Origin of the sequence: Chryseobacterium sp. 2TAF14 (genome assembly GCF_052115105.1) — a bacterium.
GTDB lineage: Bacteria > Bacteroidota > Bacteroidia > Flavobacteriales > Weeksellaceae > Chryseobacterium.
Genome location: NZ_JBFRGA010000001.1, coordinates 34,865 through 48,437 on the forward strand (window position 1 = coordinate 34,865; position 13,573 = coordinate 48,437).

A 13,573-nucleotide genomic window follows, 5' to 3' on the forward strand; every position below is an offset into this window, starting at 1 on the left:
GAATCTCTTTTGATTTTAAAAATAGTTTTTATTGTCAATTGTAAGAGATTTCATAATTTAGTTGTTACTAAAATATAAAGATATTAAAAACTAAACTTCTAAACATGAAATACACAGCGATTTTACTTTTTTCAGGATTATTGGTTTTCTCTTCTTGTAAAAAAAATGAGAACAGAGAAGGGAAATCAACTTGGTTACCAGACGTTACCAATAAGGATCACGGATCTTTAAAGCAAAAAGAATTTAAAGGAGATTTTGACGAGATTGAAGTTTCTCAGGCAATTGAAGCTGAGATCATTAAATCTGATATTGAAAGAGTGGTCATTTCTGCGCCTTCCAATATTATTGATGAAATTTTAGTAGATAACAGTGGTGGTGAACTTCATATTCATTATAAAACCGGAGTACGTGTGATGAATACCAATAATGTGAAAGCTAAAATTTATGCTAAAGATTTTACAAAACTTGAGGCCAATTCTGCAGCTATAATTGTGGTAAGAGATCAGTTCACCCAAGAGAAAACTGATGTTGAAGTTTCAAGTGCGGCTCATATTTCCGGGAAACTTGAAGCCAATGATCTTGATATTGACGCAGGAAGCAGCGCTACTTTCAAAGGGCAGATCTGGGCGGTAAACCTTACTGTTGAAGCTTCTTCTGCTGCAGATGTTACAATCTCAGGAAAAACTAAAAATGCAAATCTTACTTCATCTTCAGGAAGTGAAATTTCTGCAAAAGAAGTGATTGCAGAAAATGTGAAAGCTGAAGCTTCGAGCGGTGCAGGTGTCGAAATCAGCGTTTCTTCAAAATTTGAAGGTCATGCATCTTCTGGAGGAAGTATAAAAGGGATCAAAAAAGGAAATGTGACTACCGTAAGCAAAGAAGAAAGCAGCGGCGGAAGCGTAGATGTAGAGTAATCTATTCCTGGTTTTCTTCATCTTCGTCTGTTGATGAGGTTTCCCAGTCTTTATTTTCAAAATTTAAATTATCATAAGCCAACAAATCCTCCTCTCGCTGGAGGATTTCTTTTGTGGTGAAAAGACGTATATCTTCATCATCTTTTGATTTTGCGAGTTTTCGGATCGAGGCTTTATCGATTGCCATAAATCTTTGTCCGAGACGTCTTGCCGCATATTTTCGCATTCCGGTTTCCTGCAAAACATCCACCGCCATTTCGACTGCGGTTCCTAAAGTTTCACGGTAGATATTATCAATTCCTTTGTCTAAATAAGTATATGCATCAATCCTGTTTTTGGCGCGAACAAATATTTTTACATTGGGATATTGCTCACGAACCAATTCTGCAATAAATTTATTGTCATCGGAATCATCGAGGCATAAAACCAGAATTTCGGCTTCCTCAATTCCTGCAGCTCTTAAAATAGGGATTCTCGTGGCGTCTCCGTAATAGACTTTAAAACCATAGCTTCTCAATAATTTTACTCTGTCAGAATCTCTGTCGAGAACGGTTGCAGAAATTTTATTAGCTTTAAGAAGCCTTCCGACAGTACTTCCGAAATGCCCGAAACCTACAATAATGATTTTTTTCTGGGAAATATTACCATCAAGAATATCAAAATCAGATTTTGTTTCCGGGATCTCTTTGATGAATTTCGGCGTAATCAATTTATCATTAATAATTAAAAGAATGGGCGTGATGCACATTGTAATTGCGGTTATCGCCATCATTTGTGCATTCATTTCTGCGCTGAAAAGATAAAGATCAGAGGCGTAATTTATTAATACAAAAGCAAATTCTCCAACTTGGGAAAGGGCAAAAGCGTAGAATAAACTTTGTGGCGTATCAATTTTAAAAAATTTCCCGATTGCGTAAAGCACGAAAAATTTTACAGCCAAAACCACAAAAACTGTACTGAAAATGAAAACAGGATCCTGAGCAATGACGTTAAAATTCATCGTAGAACCTACGCTTACAAAAAATACGGCGAGAAGAAGACCTTTAAACGGATCGATATGTGCTTCCAACTCATGCCTGAATTCGCTGTTTGCCAACATTACACCTGCCAAAAAGGCTCCTAAAGCGGGAGATAATCCGATGGCAACCATTAATTCTGAAACTCCGATGACCAAAAATAGGGAAGAGGCAGTTAACAATTCTGTCATTCCTGCTTTTGAAACATACCTTAAAAAAGGAACAAAAACATATCTTCCCAATAAAATTAAAATGGCAACCCCGAAAATTACGGTTCCTGCCTGAAGCCATTCCGGAAGCTTCTGAATTAGGATCTGAACTTCATTATCGTGATGTCTCGCTTTGTAATTGGCAATGATTGGTAAAATTGCCAAAATAGGAATAACAGCAATATCCTGAAATAAAAGCGTGGAAAATGAGGCTTCTCCGGCTGAAGTTTTCAGGTTGTTTTTTTCCTGCAAAGTCTGGAGTACGATTGCCGTTGATGATAATGCGAAACACATCGCAATGGCAATGGCTTTATCGATTTTCCAGCCTGCCCAGAAAAAAATAACAAAAAGAATGGAAATGGTGAGAATCATCTGCGTAAGACCCAGTCCGATAATTTTCTTCCGCATTTCCCAGAATTTTCTGGGTTCAAGTTCCAATCCTACCAGAAAAAGAAGCATGATCACACCAAATTCGCTGGCGTGCATAATGCCATCAACATCACGTCCGGTAAGTTTTAAAACATAAGGTCCGATGATAATTCCCCCTAAAATATAACCTATCACCGAGCTTAAACCTAACTTTCTTGCAAGCGGAACCATAATGATGGCAACGCCCAAAAATAGTAAAGTATTCATTGCTAAGCTAGATTCCATATTATTGATTTAGGGTTTCTACAAATTTCTTTTTCTGTAAAATAATTTCTTTTTTCGACAATTTATTGGCTTCGTAAACGATGGTGATGTCTTTAATATTGGCATTGAAAACTTTCAGAGAAACAATTAATCCGCTAATAATTTCTTCAATAGTGTATTTGTAAGTGCCTTCTTTTGAAAAAGATCTTTCTTTTCCGCCGGTTGTCACAACGATAAAAACTTCCTTGTTTTCGAGAGGATTATTTTCACCTTCTGTTACCCAGTTTCGATCAAAAACCTCATCAATCCACAATTTTAATAAAGGCGGAATTCCGAACCAGATGATCGGAAACTGAAAAATAAAACGGTCATATTGCTGCAGTCTTTTCCGTTCCCGAAATGCGGCAATGTGAAAATCAGGATATTCTTCGTACAAATCACGAAGGGTAAAATGCTGATGACGAACGTAGAAATTAATTAACTCTACATTCGAGTTTGAATGCTCCAGATAAGGATGGGCAAAAATCACCAGCGTTTTTTTCATAGACCCCGTTTTCAGTAAATATAACCAAAATTTAATGAAAAATTCGTAATTGTGGCAGGTTTAATGAAATTTTAATTGATGAATAAGTAATAAAAATGAGTAACAGGTTTATTTTCTGTGAGTGAGTTTTATTACTTTCCTGTCTGTAGAATTAATAATAATCAGAAAGTTCAATCCACTTTTTGTAAATGTAAGAAAAAGGGATTGAACAAAAGGTTAACTAAATATTGTTTATTATAAACGGTTTTATAAAATTTCAATTATTTTAATTAAATAAACCATTTCCAAAATGCTGTAAATACAGAGACTATTCCAAGAATTAAAATAAATGCTGCTGAATGTTTAAATGGCTTTAATTCATTGATTTTAAAAGCAAATACTAAAAAGAGTGATGATAAAAATGATAAGATTAAAAAATAGTATTTGTATAAATATTTTAATTCTATTAATCCATGAAATGCCTGTGATTTTCCGTCTGTCGATAAGTAATCAATGAGAGTTTCTAAGTTTATTTTGATTGAAAAGAACAGCGTTATTAAGCTTAAAAGTATTGATATGATGGAATATTTCATACTTATTTAAATTTTACCATCCTCCCGAAGCTCCGCCACCGCCAAAACTTCCGCCGCCGCCGAATCCTCCAAAACCGCCACCACCACGGGAACTTCCGCCGCCGAATCCTCCTCCAAAACTTCCTGGAAAAGGGAATGGAAAAAATCCGCCGGGATAATTTCGTCGCCCTCTCCGGCTTAAGATAATGTCGCCGTCATCATCATTTCCACCGCCCCGGTTTCCAAAAAAGATAACCAAAATAATGAAAATAACGAAAGCAATAACGAGCAGTTTTGTTACACTTCTTTCTCCCGATTTGTTTTTTTCGGCAACAGGTTTAAATTTTCCCTGAACCGCTTCCATAATCGCATTGGTTCCGCCATCGATGCCTTCGTACCATTTTCCCTGTCTGAATTTGGGCGTAACGATGTAATCTAAAATCTGTCCGGCAACTGATGCCGTTAAATATTGCTCAACGGCTCTTCCTTGCTGAATCGACATCGTTCTGTCGTCTTTCGCAATCAGAAAAACAACGCCGTTATCAACATCTTTTTGACCAATTCCCCATTTTTCGCCAAACATGGTTGCCAGAAAATTAACATCTTCTCCTTTTGTGGAAGGAATAATAATGATTTCAATTTCTGTGGAGGTAGAATCTGCAAATTTGATGAGCTTATTGTTCAAATCATCTTTTTCCTGTTGGGTAAGAAGGTTGGATTCATCGTAAACAGGATACAAAACCGCCGGTTTTTCGGGAATAGTGTATTGCGCCGATAAAAAACCATGACAGCAAACTAAAATGAATGTGAAAAATATTTTAAGAGAATGTAATCTCATTGGGTAATTCGTTGTGGTTTTCTCCTTTTACGGGAAAATGTTTTTTTAATTCTAAGCCGGTTTCAAGGATTGCGCTTTTTAAAGCCTGATAAAAATGACCTTTGGCAAATTCTGCAGTAATGTAATCGTGCAGATGATCCCAATATGTTTGATGCACTTTTTCGTGAATTCCCGTATCGCCGATGATCGTTAAATATTTTTTTTCAAAATTGACATGAAAAAGAACCGCATTTTTTTCTTCGGTTTTATCTTTACACAATTCTTTAAACACCTCGAAAGCAGCTTCTGCAGTCTTAGAATCTGTGGTAGAATCTGTGGTAGAATCTATATGTACACGAATTTCTCCGGTAGAATGTTGCTCTGCGGATTTTATAGCTTCCACCAAAGAATCTATCTGCTGATTTGTGAGAAAACGGTTCATTATTCTGCAAATACGCTTGGTGCATTTTCTGCTCCAGCTTGCGCTTTAAATAAAGGTTTTTCTTTAAAATTGGTAAAGTTTGCCAAGATATTATTAGGAAACTGTTTGATCGAAATATTATAATCTCTTGCAGCATCGTTGTAATAAACCGTTTCGGTTCTGATGCTGTTTTCTATAGCAATATATTCTCTTTGGAAATTGATGTATTGCTGATCAGCTTTCAGATTAGGATAAGATTCTACCACCGCCATTAATCGGCTCAATGCTCCGGTCAGTTCACCTTGTGCAGCCTGAAATTTAGCCATATCTTCTTCCGTAAGATTAGAAGGGTTAATGTTGATAGAAGTTGCTTTTGAACGGGCTTCCACAACTTTCGTCAAGGTTTCCTGCTCAAATTTTGAATATGATTTTACGGTTCTTTCCAGATTGGGAATTAAGTTGGCTCTTTTTTGATATACGGTTTGTACATTAGACCATTTTGCGTCAACTTTTTGTTCCTGTGCTACAAAATTGTTGTACCCGTTTTTTCCCCAGAAGAAAAGTACTACAATGATGATAAGAAGAGCAATGCCGATCGTTCCGGCGCTCAGACAGCCTTTATTTTTCATATGTGAATTTTTTATTGTTTTAATAGTTTATGAAACTGCCGTTTTTTCAAAGATTTTTAAAGCGGCGATTTCAAAAATTTAAATTTTTATTATTTTTTGTGCTAACCAAATATACAAATTAAGTGCTAATTTTGCAGAAAATTTATTGAATGACAACAATTGTGGTGGCAATGGGAGAAAAAAACGAGATTGGTTCTGGAAACCAATTGTTGTGGCATCTTCCGAAAGATTTAAAACATTTTAAAGACCTTACTTCGGGACACCCGATTATCATGGGGAGAAAAACTTATGAAAGTATAGGAAAAGCGCTTCCGAACCGTACCAACATTGTTGTTTCAAGAAAAAAAGACTGGTTTGAGGAGGGGATCTTAATTGTAGGAAGTATTAAAGAAGCGATGAAGTTTGCAAAAAAAATAGATGAAAATATCTTCATCATCGGCGGCGGAAATATTTACGAACAAACCATGGAAATTGCAGATCGTCTTGAAGTAACGCAGGTAAAAGCAAACCTGGAAGCCGATACATACTTCCCGAAAATCAACGAAAAAATCTGGAAAAAAACACAGGAAATCTGCCACGACAAGGACGAAAAAAATCAGTATGATTTCTGTTTTCAAACTTTTGAAAAAATTTAATGTTTCGAGTTCTGTGTTCAATGTTTAATGACATAAAACTTTAGACTTTGAACCTTAAACTCTGAACCTTATTTCTTATCTTTGCACTTCTAAAATTTAATAATGAATAAGTACATAAAAATCATAGTTGCAGCACTTCTGATTCTCGGCGGTCTTTACATGATGTTTTTTACAAGAAGTTTAGGTTGGGGAATTGTAGTTTTTCTTTTAGCTGCATTACCTATTTTTTTATTTTTTAAGAATGAAAATATCCTTCTTGCTTTTTGGCAGCTGAGAAAGCAGGATATGCAGAAAGCTTCAAAGTTTTTAAATAATATTAAAGATTATAAAACCGAACTTCATAAAAACCAATACGGATATTACCACTATTTGCAAGGTTTGGTTCTAGCTCAGGATCACCCTACACAGGTAGAACCTTTGATGAAAAAAGCTTTGGATTATGGTTTGAATATGAAACACGACCGTGCAATGGCAACACTTAATCTGGCAGCCGGCGCAATTTCCAAAGGCAGAAGACAGGAAGGACAAAAACTTTTGGAGGAAGCTAAAAGATTAGATTCTGCAGGCATGATGACCGACCAGATCAAAATGCTGAAAGATCAGCTGAAAATGCCGACGATGCAAAAGCATATGCATAATCCTAATATGAGAAACAGGGGGAAGTTTTAAAAAATTTTGCTTAAAAAATAGAATGCACTTGAGAGATCAGGTGCATTTTTTATTTTTTTGGAGGAGGTGGCGGAGGTTCAGGAATTTCAAAGAATTTGTCTCTCGGATAGAGTTTTTTACGAATTAAAAAAAGCTTATCCAATTTTTTAAACTTATCATCTAAACCGTCATCATTGAAATATTGCCTCTGATTTTTATTAGGATAATAAACACTCACTAATGGCGAACGGGATTCTCGGCTGGGTCTATTTTCTTCTTTTAAATATTTAAAATAGTTTTCAAAAGATTGAGAATCATTGGGTTTAAAATCGTAAATTATTTTTGGTAAAGTCTGTTGCCTTTTCTCAAATGAACTTATTTCTGAATATGTTTCTAAAAATAAGGTATCATGTCGTTTTGTAAAAGTATAAGTTTCAAAGGCGGCAAACATACACGCAGAATGATTAATATCAATTTTTAGTGTATCGTCATTTTCCATTTTTTCAGAAAACTGATAAAGATCTTTTTCAAGGTTAAATTTACTTTGTTGTTTACAGGAAAATAATATTGATAAAGCCAGGAAAGCAAGTGCATTTTTCATAAAATTACATTTCAGAATTGTTTTCGTAACCATAGAATTTAGGCATTTGCCAATGGTATTTTACAGCCAGCGTTCTTACAGCAACAATTAATAAAATGGTGAAAATCTGGATTATAGGATATGACAAACTGGTAAAAGTAGTCAGCAACAAAAAAGTTGCTCCGCCAATAATACAGGCGCTTGCATAAATTTCTTTTCTGAAAATCAAAGGAATTCTGTTGAGTAAAATATCACGGATAATCCCACCAAAACAGCCGGTAATTGTTCCAAGTCCGATACAAATTAAAGGATGGATGTCTGCGTTTAAACCTTTCTGAACGCCAATGATGGTGAATAATCCTAATCCGAAACTGTCGAAAATAAATAAAGTCACTTTAAAGTTTTTCTCAACAGATTTAAAAACCATCGAAAAAACTGAAGTGATCAAAATGACGCCACACATCAGAAGATCGTGCATCCAAAAGACAGGAATGTCTAATAATAAATCTCTTACCGTTCCGCCGCCAACTGAAGTGACGAAAGCAATAATCAAAACGCCGAACGGATCTAATCTTTTCTGCATCGCCGCAAAACTTCCCGACATCGAAAACGATATCGTACCAAGGATTTCTATTGCAAAATTGATTTGTTCGTGCATTGATTATGGGTAATGAGTAATTGGTAATAAGTAATTGATTCGGTCTAAATGTTTTGTGATAATTTAAATTTATAAGTTGTCATTACTTTAACTAATTCTTCGCATTCTGATTTTAGAGCTGATAGTTTTTCTGATTCTAGATATTTAAGTTCTTCAATGATTTCTAATCAGAGTTGTGTTTCATCTATTTCTTCAACCACAATACAGATTTTTGCAAATCGTTCTTTATCAGACCTTGCTCGTGAAACTGCTCTGTAATTTGCAGCAACAGAAGTTGCAGATCTTATAATCTGTTTTCTAATCACTGAAACTGCATCAGAATAAGGTAATGGCGAAAGTAATTTTATTATTGATAATGAGAAATTTTTAGTTCTATGTCTAAAGATTTGATTGAAATCCATAAATATGACTGTTTTTAAAATTACTCATTACCAATTACCCATTATTTATGCTCCACTCTTACCGCTTCCGGAACCAAAAGCTCGTATTCGCCGCCGTGGTTGATGATTTCTCTTACAATGCTGCTGCTGATAAACGATTTTCCTGATGAAGTCAGGAGGAAAACAGTTTCGAGTTTTTTGTGAGCTAAAGTGCGGTTTGTGTGAGCAATTGCTTTTTCAAATTCAAAATCGGCGGGATTTCTTAAACCTCTTAAAATAAACTGGGCATTTTTTTCAAAACAGTAATCAACAGTTAAGCCTTCAAAATGATCAACTTCCACATTCGGAAATTCGGCTACAGAGTTTTGTATGAATTCAATTCTTTTTTCCAGCGGAAACATATATTTCTTCTGGGAATTCTGACCAATGGCAATAATTACTTTGTCGAAAAGCGCTGCAGCTCTCTCGATAATATCGTAATGTCCTAAAGTAATCGGGTCAAAAGATCCCGGGAAAACAGCAATTTTCATGCGTAAAGAGTTATAAGTTATGAGTTGTAAATTATGAGTTATGTAGGTGAATTGTTAATTCTGAATTTTAAATTATATTTCAATACTCTAATTTCTAACTACTAATTACTAATTTCTAAATTTATTCAAAGCTTTTTCAACTTCGTTTCCACAAAGATCTTTGATTGATATTCCATAGATTTTTGCTTGTTGCGGAAGAATGCTTGCCGGAGAAAAACCTGGGTTGGTATTCATTTCAAGCATGTAAGGAATTCCGTTCATCAAAATAAATTCACTTCTCGAAAAGCCACTCATTCCAAGAGAATTGTAAGCTCTTTTTGCAATTTCTTCTACTCTGATTCTGGTTTCATCGTCGATTCTTGCCGGTGTAATTTCTTCTGATGCACCTTCGTATTTGGCTTCGTAATCAAAAAACTCGTTGGTAGGAACAATTTCTGTAATTCCCAAAACGATGGTTTCGCCTTTATAATCGATAACTCCTACAGAAACTTCCATTCCGTCTAAGAAACTTTCAATTAAAATTTCGTCATCTTCTTTGAAAGCAATTTCGGTTGCAGCAACCAGTTCAGATTTTTCTTTAACCTTAGAAATCCCGAGCGAAGAGCCCGACTGATTAGGTTTTACAAATACAGGAAGTCCTAAATTGTCAATAATTTCGTCAACATTAATGTCTTCTCCTTTTCTTAAATAAACACTTTTCGCAGAAGGGATTCCGTATTTTGAAAGCACTGCCAAAGTATCTTTTTTATTAAACGTTAATGCACTCTGGTAAAAATCGCAGCCCGTATATTTTTGTCCGATAGCGTCCCAATAAGCCTGAAGAATTCCGTTTTCACCGGGAGTTCCGTGGATAATATTGAAGCAGGCATCAAACTTTAATACTTCATTGTTATCTAAAGTAACTGAAAAATCCCCTTTGTTGATGGCTTTTTTATTTTCATTTTCATCCAGAAAATACCATTCGTCTTTCAGAATAACCACCTTGTATACATGGTAAAGATCTCTGTCTAAAGAATCGTAGATTAACTGTCCGCTTTTCAGAGAAACTTTATATTCGTCAGAATAGCCTCCCATAACTACAGCAACGTGCTTTTTGCTCATATCCATATTATCAATAAAGGCAAATTTAAACATTTTATATATTGAAATAAATGAATTTTGAATTTTTTGGGGCAAAAATGAAATCTGCTAAATAAAAACTTCAATATAAAATTATTAATTATCTTTGTCGTTATTATTAAAGTATTTTTAAGTATGCTTAAATCACTTTTCAACTGGAAAGTTTTGCTCAATTTATTATTAGCCATCGGTATTTTCGTGGTATTGGTCTGGCTTACTTTCCGCTGGTTGGAGTATCACACCAATCATGGGCAGGAAATCCCTGTTCCTAATGTTATTAATAAATCTGTACACGATGCAGTAAAAATATTAGAAGATGCAGGGCTTGATTATGAAGTTGACAGTGCAGCTTACAACCCAAAATACAGACCGCTTCAGGTTTTGAAGGTTTATCCTTATCCTGGATCGCGTGTAAAAGACGGAAGAGCTATTCAGCTGATGGTAAATCCTAAAAGCTGGGCTCCTGTTGCTGTACCTGATGTTATCAATAAATATTCGGGGTTGGCTTTCCAGAGATTGGAACAGGTAGGTCTTAAAGTTGCAGATACTATTTACGAACCAAGCATTCAGAAAGATGCTGTTTTAAGAATATTATTTAAAGGAAATACAATAAAACCGGGAACCAAGATCCCAAGATTCTCTGTGATAGACGTTGTTGTAGGTTCTGGTCCTATGCGAAATATTGCGATCCCGAATCTTGTTGGGTTAACGGTGAAAGAAGCAAAAGCTTTGATTGCAAGAAATCTTTTTGAAGTAGGTCTTGTAGATTATGAAGATGGAGGAAATGATGATTCAGACATTGTGTATTATCAGGATCCGGCTTCAGGAGATGCAAGAGATCAGGGAATGCAGATCGATCTTTGGGCAAGTAAAAAAACACCTGCCGAATTGCGCGGAAAAATAGAAATTCTTAATTCTACTTACCGTATGAAAGTAGATACTACTTTGCCTCCGGTAAGATACGATGAAGTTCCGAATTTCCAAGATCCACCGGCAATTGATCCTGTTCCGGCTCCTGGACCTCAGAAAAAGGATGTTCCTAAAACTGAACCCGCAAAACCAACCGGAACTTCAACAAAACCTGCGGCATCAGGTACAACTCCTACAACAGAAAAGCCTAAAGCTAAAAAGGTAATTATATAAATTAATTTTAATTTAAAATAAAAAATAAGGCTTCAACTTTAATTATGTTGAAGCCTTTTACATAAAAAAGCAATGACAGAAGATAACGAGGATTTTTTAGACGAAGAATTTTTGGATGCCAATAACAATATTGACATTGATGATGAAAATAAAGGTCTTTATGAGCATCTCAACATCACGGTTGATGGTAATCAGGAGCCATTAAGAATAGATAAGTTTTTATTTAATTACAGRCAAAATTCTTCAAGAAACAAAATTTCGCAGACTTGCCGTGCCGGAAATGTGGTGGTTAACGGAAATCCTGTAAAGCAAAATTATAAAGTAAAACCTGGAGATCAGATTTCTGTTTTGCTTACGCACCCTCCCCGCGAAAACGTTATTATTCCGCAGGATATTCCTATTAATATTGTTTATGAAGATGATGATTTAATTGTGGTAGACAAAGAGCCGGGAATGGTTGTACATCCAGGTTTCGGGAATTGGGACAATACTTTGGTGAATGCTTTGGCTTTTCACTTCCAGAAAAACGGACAGAAATCAGATCTTGACAGGGTAGGATTGGTTCACAGAATCGATAAAGATACATCGGGACTTTTGGTAATTGCCAAAACCGAATATGCTTTAAGCTTTCTTGCGAAACAATTTTTTGAGAGAAAAACGAAACGTTTGTATTGGGCATTTGTATGGGGAAATGTGAAGGATGATGAAGGAACGATCACAGGACACATCGGAAGACATCCTAAAAACAGAATGCAGATGTACACTTATGTTGACGGAAGCCAGGGAAAACATGCTGTTACGCATTATAAAGTTTTAGAACGTTTTAAATATATGACGTGGGTAGAATGTAAGCTTGAGACAGGAAGAACGCATCAGATAAGAGCTCATTTTAAACATATTGGTCATACCTTATTTAATGACGAAAGATATGAAGGAAATGTAGCTTTGAGAGGAGTTAATCTTCCTAAGTATAAGCACTTTATAAAAAATGTGTTCGATATTTTACCCAGACATGCGCTCCATGCACATACTTTAGGATTTATACATCCCACTACAAAAAAGGAATTGTATTTTGAAAGCCCAATGCCTCAAGATATGGCGGATGCTGTAAAAAAATGGAGAAATTATTTAGAAAACTAAAAATATATTGAGATTTTTTTTATATTTGTTGAATTGAAATCAAGATTTGTTATGAGAAAACTATATGCTATCGTATGTTTAGCTCTTTTGTCGAATGCATACAAAGCACAAGAATCACTACCATACTATCAACAATATCTTTTGGATGGTGAGTTCCTGTTCAACCCTGCTCAATACGGTAAAACAGACTATGTACAGCTTAACCTAAACTATCAACAACAATTTTCAAAATTCAGCGAGTCTCCAAACGTTCAGTCTGTGGGGATCAACGCTAATATTTTTGACAGAGTGGGAGCGGGTATTTCCGTTTTCAGAGATAGCAACGGTCCTATTTCGGCTGGAGGTATTACAGCAGGTGCATCTTATTTTATCCCACTAAGTAGTGAAGGGGAAAGAAAAGATCAGTTTTCTTTTGGTACAAGTGTTAATTTTTACAATATGAATTTTGATTATTCTAAAATTAATACTGAAGACGGTTACGACCCGTTATTGCAAGGTAACGAGAGTAATATCTTTATGGCGTATGCAAACTTCGGTTTAGCAGCTACTTATAGAGGTTTATTCGGGGGAGTTTCTGTTAACGATATCGCATTAAGCAATGACGAGTCTATCGTAAACAATTACGAGCCTTCTCCAATCAAATTCTTCTTAAATTTAGGATATGACTGGAAAATTGCAGACAACATTGCGATTACGCCTTCAGCTTTGCTCAACTTAAATACAAACTCAACGAGAATGATGGACTTAAACCTTATGGCTACGTTCTCAAACGATATCAACGCTTTCTCTTTCGGGGTAAGCTACAGAGGGGTTCAGAACAGATTTGATAATCAGCAGTTGAGTATTTCTCSAATCGTAAAAGTAAGATTCAACAAATTTATGGTGGGTGCTACTTACAACCTTGGAATGTCTGATATTCAGGAGTATGGAGGAAACAGCTTCATGATCGGTCTTGGTTATAACTTCGATAACTTTATTAATCATAGAGGATTTAGATATTAATCAA

Annotated in this window: 17 protein-coding genes; 6 read left to right on the forward strand and 11 right to left on the reverse strand. The window is 35.4% G+C overall.

Features of this window, described 5'->3' with window-relative positions; all coding sequences use genetic code 11:
- Nucleotides 1-104 precede the first annotated feature (104 nt).
- Nucleotides 105-914, forward strand: coding sequence for a head GIN domain-containing protein (locus AB4Y90_RS00155; RefSeq protein ID WP_441555147.1), 810 nt, complete (start codon nucleotides 105-107; stop codon nucleotides 912-914).
- 1 nt (nucleotide 915) lies between these two features.
- On the opposite strand, the gene AB4Y90_RS00160 is transcribed toward AB4Y90_RS00155, so the two are convergent.
- From AB4Y90_RS00160 to AB4Y90_RS00185, 6 genes are all read right to left on the reverse strand, one after another.
- Nucleotides 916-2,793: a monovalent cation:proton antiporter-2 (CPA2) family protein gene (locus tag AB4Y90_RS00160; protein WP_441555148.1), complete on the reverse strand. Its 1,878-nt coding sequence runs from the start codon at nucleotides 2,791-2,793 to the stop codon at nucleotides 916-918.
- A 1-nt stretch (nucleotide 2,794) separates the two neighbouring features.
- A complete protein-coding gene (locus AB4Y90_RS00165; protein WP_441555149.1) occupies nucleotides 2,795-3,316 on the reverse strand; it encodes an NAD(P)H-dependent oxidoreductase in 522 nt (173 codons plus the stop codon).
- Between the two features lie 269 nt (nucleotides 3,317-3,585).
- Complete coding sequence (locus tag AB4Y90_RS00170) at nucleotides 3,586-3,888, reverse strand: hypothetical protein (protein ID WP_441555150.1); 303 nt, start codon at nucleotides 3,886-3,888, stop codon at nucleotides 3,586-3,588.
- 13 nt (nucleotides 3,889-3,901) lie between these two features.
- Nucleotides 3,902-4,705 carry a TPM domain-containing protein gene (locus tag AB4Y90_RS00175; protein WP_441555151.1) on the reverse strand — a complete coding sequence of 268 codons (804 nt, stop codon included), beginning with the start codon at nucleotides 4,703-4,705 and terminating at the stop codon, nucleotides 3,902-3,904.
- Nucleotides 4,686-5,129 (reverse strand): TPM domain-containing protein, encoded by a 444-nt coding sequence (locus AB4Y90_RS00180; protein ID WP_441555187.1) that lies wholly within the window; start codon nucleotides 5,127-5,129, stop codon nucleotides 4,686-4,688. The genes AB4Y90_RS00175 and AB4Y90_RS00180 overlap by 20 nt, the downstream gene beginning before the upstream one ends.
- Nucleotides 5,126-5,734: a LemA family protein gene (locus AB4Y90_RS00185; protein WP_441555152.1), complete on the reverse strand. Its 609-nt coding sequence runs from the start codon at nucleotides 5,732-5,734 to the stop codon at nucleotides 5,126-5,128. The genes AB4Y90_RS00180 and AB4Y90_RS00185 overlap by 4 nt, the downstream gene beginning before the upstream one ends.
- A gap of 149 nt (nucleotides 5,735-5,883) precedes the next feature.
- On the opposite strand from AB4Y90_RS00185, the gene AB4Y90_RS00190 reads away from it, so the two are divergent.
- Together AB4Y90_RS00190 and AB4Y90_RS00195 are read left to right on the forward strand one after the other, a co-directional pair.
- The gene (locus AB4Y90_RS00190) at nucleotides 5,884-6,369 is read left to right on the forward strand and encodes a dihydrofolate reductase (protein ID WP_441555153.1); all 486 of its coding nucleotides are present in this window, start codon (nucleotides 5,884-5,886) and stop codon (nucleotides 6,367-6,369) included.
- 102 nt (nucleotides 6,370-6,471) lie between these two features.
- Nucleotides 6,472-7,038, forward strand: a complete 567-nt coding sequence (locus tag AB4Y90_RS00195) for a DUF2892 domain-containing protein (protein ID WP_441555154.1) — start codon at nucleotides 6,472-6,474, stop codon at nucleotides 7,036-7,038.
- Between the two features lie 49 nt (nucleotides 7,039-7,087).
- Here AB4Y90_RS00195 and AB4Y90_RS00200 read toward each other — a convergent pair whose 3' ends face one another.
- The 5 genes from AB4Y90_RS00200 to AB4Y90_RS00220 form a co-directional block, all read right to left on the reverse strand.
- A complete protein-coding gene (locus AB4Y90_RS00200; protein WP_441555155.1) occupies nucleotides 7,088-7,618 on the reverse strand; it encodes a hypothetical protein in 531 nt (176 codons plus the stop codon).
- A 4-nt stretch (nucleotides 7,619-7,622) separates the two neighbouring features.
- On the reverse strand, nucleotides 7,623-8,255 hold the full coding sequence (locus AB4Y90_RS00205) for a trimeric intracellular cation channel family protein (protein WP_441555156.1): 633 nt from the start codon (nucleotides 8,253-8,255) through the stop codon (nucleotides 7,623-7,625).
- A 167-nt stretch (nucleotides 8,256-8,422) separates the two neighbouring features.
- Nucleotides 8,423-8,656 carry a four helix bundle protein gene (locus AB4Y90_RS00210; protein ID WP_441555157.1) on the reverse strand — a complete coding sequence of 78 codons (234 nt, stop codon included), beginning with the start codon at nucleotides 8,654-8,656 and terminating at the stop codon, nucleotides 8,423-8,425.
- A gap of 41 nt (nucleotides 8,657-8,697) precedes the next feature.
- Nucleotides 8,698-9,165 carry a pantetheine-phosphate adenylyltransferase gene (gene coaD / locus AB4Y90_RS00215; RefSeq protein WP_265429718.1) on the reverse strand — a complete coding sequence of 156 codons (468 nt, stop codon included), beginning with the start codon at nucleotides 9,163-9,165 and terminating at the stop codon, nucleotides 8,698-8,700.
- 108 nt (nucleotides 9,166-9,273) lie between these two features.
- Complete coding sequence (locus AB4Y90_RS00220) at nucleotides 9,274-10,266, reverse strand: D-alanine--D-alanine ligase (protein WP_441555188.1); 993 nt, start codon at nucleotides 10,264-10,266, stop codon at nucleotides 9,274-9,276.
- Between the two features lie 153 nt (nucleotides 10,267-10,419).
- Here AB4Y90_RS00220 and AB4Y90_RS00225 point away from each other — a divergent pair, with 153 nt between their 5' ends.
- The 3 genes from AB4Y90_RS00225 to AB4Y90_RS00235 all read left to right on the forward strand — a co-directional run bounded on the left by AB4Y90_RS00225 (nucleotide 10,420) and on the right by AB4Y90_RS00235 (nucleotide 13,569).
- The gene (locus AB4Y90_RS00225; protein ID WP_441555158.1) at nucleotides 10,420-11,427 is read left to right on the forward strand and encodes a PASTA domain-containing protein; all 1,008 of its coding nucleotides are present in this window, start codon (nucleotides 10,420-10,422) and stop codon (nucleotides 11,425-11,427) included.
- A gap of 72 nt (nucleotides 11,428-11,499) precedes the next feature.
- A complete protein-coding gene (locus AB4Y90_RS00230) occupies nucleotides 11,500-12,567 on the forward strand; it encodes an RluA family pseudouridine synthase (protein ID WP_441555159.1) in 1,068 nt (355 codons plus the stop codon).
- A gap of 51 nt (nucleotides 12,568-12,618) precedes the next feature.
- Complete coding sequence (locus AB4Y90_RS00235; protein WP_441555160.1) at nucleotides 12,619-13,569, forward strand: PorP/SprF family type IX secretion system membrane protein; 951 nt, start codon at nucleotides 12,619-12,621, stop codon at nucleotides 13,567-13,569.
- Nucleotides 13,570-13,573 lie beyond the last annotated feature (4 nt).

Bases quoted from the DNA above. Each gene is read 5' to 3' on its own strand.
- AB4Y90_RS00195 (WP_441555154.1), top strand. From the start codon at position 6,472: ATGAATAAGTACATAAAAATCATAGTTGCAGCACTTCTGATTCTCGGC.
- AB4Y90_RS00205 (WP_441555156.1), bottom strand. From the start codon at position 8,255: ATGCACGAACAAATCAATTTTGCAATAGAAATCCTTGGTACGATATCG.
- AB4Y90_RS00210 (WP_441555157.1), bottom strand. From the start codon at position 8,656: ATGGATTTCAATCAAATCTTTAGACATAGAACTAAAAATTTCTCATTA.
- AB4Y90_RS00160 (WP_441555148.1), bottom strand. From the start codon at position 2,793: ATGGAATCTAGCTTAGCAATGAATACTTTACTATTTTTGGGCGTTGCC.
- AB4Y90_RS00165 (WP_441555149.1), bottom strand. From the start codon at position 3,316: ATGAAAAAAACGCTGGTGATTTTTGCCCATCCTTATCTGGAGCATTCA.
- AB4Y90_RS00155 (WP_441555147.1), top strand. From the start codon at position 105: ATGAAATACACAGCGATTTTACTTTTTTCAGGATTATTGGTTTTCTCT.
- coaD (WP_265429718.1), bottom strand. From the start codon at position 9,165: ATGAAAATTGCTGTTTTCCCGGGATCTTTTGACCCGATTACTTTAGGA.
- AB4Y90_RS00170 (WP_441555150.1), bottom strand. From the start codon at position 3,888: ATGAAATATTCCATCATATCAATACTTTTAAGCTTAATAACGCTGTTC.
- AB4Y90_RS00190 (WP_441555153.1), top strand. From the start codon at position 5,884: ATGACAACAATTGTGGTGGCAATGGGAGAAAAAAACGAGATTGGTTCT.
- AB4Y90_RS00220 (WP_441555188.1), bottom strand. From the start codon at position 10,266: ATGAGCAAAAAGCACGTTGCTGTAGTTATGGGAGGCTATTCTGACGAA.
- AB4Y90_RS00200 (WP_441555155.1), bottom strand. From the start codon at position 7,618: ATGAAAAATGCACTTGCTTTCCTGGCTTTATCAATATTATTTTCCTGT.
- AB4Y90_RS00175 (WP_441555151.1), bottom strand. From the start codon at position 4,705: ATGAGATTACATTCTCTTAAAATATTTTTCACATTCATTTTAGTTTGC.
- AB4Y90_RS00185 (WP_441555152.1), bottom strand. From the start codon at position 5,734: ATGAAAAATAAAGGCTGTCTGAGCGCCGGAACGATCGGCATTGCTCTT.
- AB4Y90_RS00225 (WP_441555158.1), top strand. From the start codon at position 10,420: ATGCTTAAATCACTTTTCAACTGGAAAGTTTTGCTCAATTTATTATTA.